This is a genomic window from Sphingopyxis sp., assembly GCF_035565275.1.
Classification (GTDB): Bacteria; Pseudomonadota; Alphaproteobacteria; order Sphingomonadales; family Sphingomonadaceae; genus Sphingopyxis.
Genome location: NZ_DATMST010000072.1, coordinates 1 through 2,227, shown reverse-complemented (window position 1 = coordinate 2,227; position 2,227 = coordinate 1). Strand labels below are relative to the sequence as shown.

The 2,227-nt window shown below is 64.9% G+C and carries 3 protein-coding genes; all 3 read left to right on the top strand.

Annotated features, from left to right (window positions below):
• The first annotated feature begins 4 nt into the window (after nt 1-4).
• The 3 genes from VN047_RS05380 to VN047_RS05370 are packed head-to-tail and all read left to right on the top strand — an operon-like array spanning nt 5 to nt 2,075.
• The gene (locus tag VN047_RS05380; protein ID WP_325540792.1) at nt 5-970 is read left to right on the top strand and encodes an aspartate-semialdehyde dehydrogenase; all 966 of its coding nucleotides are present in this window, start codon (nt 5-7) and stop codon (nt 968-970) included.
• 16 nt (nt 971-986) lie between these two features.
• On the top strand, nt 987-1,391 hold the full coding sequence (locus VN047_RS05375; RefSeq protein WP_325540790.1) for a hypothetical protein: 405 nt from the start codon (nt 987-989) through the stop codon (nt 1,389-1,391).
• Nucleotides 1,392-1,448: 57 nt separating this feature from the next.
• On the top strand, nt 1,449-2,075 hold the full coding sequence (locus VN047_RS05370) for a DUF2238 domain-containing protein (RefSeq protein WP_325540788.1): 627 nt from the start codon (nt 1,449-1,451) through the stop codon (nt 2,073-2,075).
• Nucleotides 2,076-2,227 lie beyond the last annotated feature (152 nt).

Here is a 2,227-nt window from a genome sequence, read left to right as displayed (position 1 = left end):
CGCCATTCTCGCCGAGCGCGAATTTCCCTACGACGAACTGGCGGCGGTCGCATCGTCGCGCAGCCAGGGCGACGAGATCGAAATCGGCGATACCGGTAAAACCGTGAAGTGCCAGAATATCGAGAATTTCGACTGGTCGGGCTGGGACATGGCGATCTTCGCGATCGGCAGCGACGCGACCGCGATCCACGCGCCGAAGGCCGCCGCGGCCGGCTGCGTCGTGATCGACAACTCGTCGCTCTACCGCATGGACCCCGACGTGCCGCTGATCGTGCCCGAGGTGAACCCCGATGCGATCGACGGCTATACCAAGCGCAATATCATCGCGAACCCGAACTGCTCGACCGCGCAGATGGTCGTCGCGCTGAAGCCGCTCCACGACGCGGCGAAGATCAAGCGCGTCGTCGTTTCGACCTATCAGTCGGTATCGGGCGCGGGCAAGTCGGGCATGGACGAGCTGTGGAACCAGACGCGCCAGATCTTCGTCGGCGACGAAAAGGACGTGCAGAAGTTCACCAAGCAGATCGCCTTCAACGTCATCCCGCATATCGACAAATTCCTCGACGACGGGTCGACCAAGGAAGAGTGGAAGATGGTCGTCGAGACCAAGAAGATCCTCGATCCCAAGATCAAGGTCACCGCGACCTGCGTCCGCGTCCCCGTCTTCGTCGGCCATTCGGAAGCGATCAACATCGAGATGGAGGACGAACTGTCGGCCGAGGACGCGCAGCGCATCCTGCGCGAAGCGCCCGGCGTCGTGCTCCATGACAAGCGCGAGGATGGCGGTTACATCACCCCCGTCGAATGCGTCGGCGACTTCGCGACCTTCGTGTCGCGCGTCCGCGAGGATCCGACGGTCGACAACGGCTTGAACCTCTGGTGCGTTTCGGACAACCTCCGCAAGGGCGCCGCGCTGAATGCGGTGCAGATCGCCGAGTTGCTCGGGCGGCGGCATCTGAAGAAGGGCTGATTCCATGGCGCGGCGCATGGCCATCATCGCGGGCACGTTGCTCATTGCAGCGATGACCGTTCCGTGCGCCGCGGCAGAAACCGCTGCGAGACCGGCCTCCGGAGATATGACGACGGCGCCGGCCGAAATTCTCGGCGCGTGGAAGATGGTCGGCGAGAAATGCGAGGAAGGCGAAACGCCCGGCACGCGGCAAATCAATGCGCTCATCCGCTTCGACCGCGATTTCGGATATGAACTCACGGTCGAAGGCTGGACGTCGCGCGGCAAGTACCGCGTCGGGCAGCTGCGCGATTCGCCGCTGACGATCCAGCTGAGCGATAGCCTGTATGAATTCGATCTCGTCGACGGCCGCCTCGAAAACTGGAGCGAGGGCGACGCCGTCTTCCTGTGCGGCCGGATTTTCGAGCGGGCGGGCGACTGAGCGAAAGCGGCCACAGGCATCTCGACTTCGCTCGATGCGAAGGGATAGGAGGTCGGGATGACCGAAGCCCTCTCTATCCCGCCGCCCGCACAGCGCCGTCTGTTCGGTCTGCTCCTCATACTGCTGCTGCTCGCGCAGATCGACCAGCCCTATCCCGAGGTCGCACTGCTCCAGCATATCCCGACGATGCTGCTGATCGTCGCTTCGCCCGCGCTGCTCCGCCGCTGGCCGCTGTCGACCGCTTCGGTCGCCTGCATCGTGGCGTTCATGGCGCTGCACACCCTCGGCGGCCGCTATGCCTACAGCAATGTCCCCTATGACGACTGGGCGCGTGCGCTGACCGGCGCGAGCCTGTCCGACGCCTTCGGCTGGACGCGCAATCATTATGACCGGCTCGTTCATTTCGCCTTCGGTGCGCTGTCGGTCGTTCCCGTTGCCGAGATCGCACGGCGTTGGGGCGGTCTCGGTCCACGCGGGGCCACCTTGACCGTGCTCGGCTGGGTACTCGCCATCTCGTGCCTCTACGAAATCTTCGAATGGCTGCTCACCATCGTCGCGGCGGGCGAGACTGCCGACCGCTACAACGGGCAGCAGGGCGATATCTGGGACGCGCAAAAGGATATGGCGCTCGCCGCCCTCGGTGCGATACTGGTGCTGGCGATCCCGGGCCGCGACAGGAGATAGCATGCGCAAATTCACGACCCTCGCGATGATCGGCCTGCTCGCGGCCTGCAAGCCAGCCGCCGAGAAGGCACCCGCCGACGCCGATCCCGTGGCGCCGCCCGTTCCCGAGGCGAAGCTCGACGGCCCCGCCGCCGCGACCACCGCGGTCAGCC

Bases quoted from the DNA above. Each gene is read 5' to 3' on its own strand.
- VN047_RS05375 (WP_325540790.1), top strand. From the start codon at position 987: ATGGCCATCATCGCGGGCACGTTGCTCATTGCAGCGATGACCGTTCCG.
- VN047_RS05370 (WP_325540788.1), top strand. From the start codon at position 1,449: ATGACCGAAGCCCTCTCTATCCCGCCGCCCGCACAGCGCCGTCTGTTC.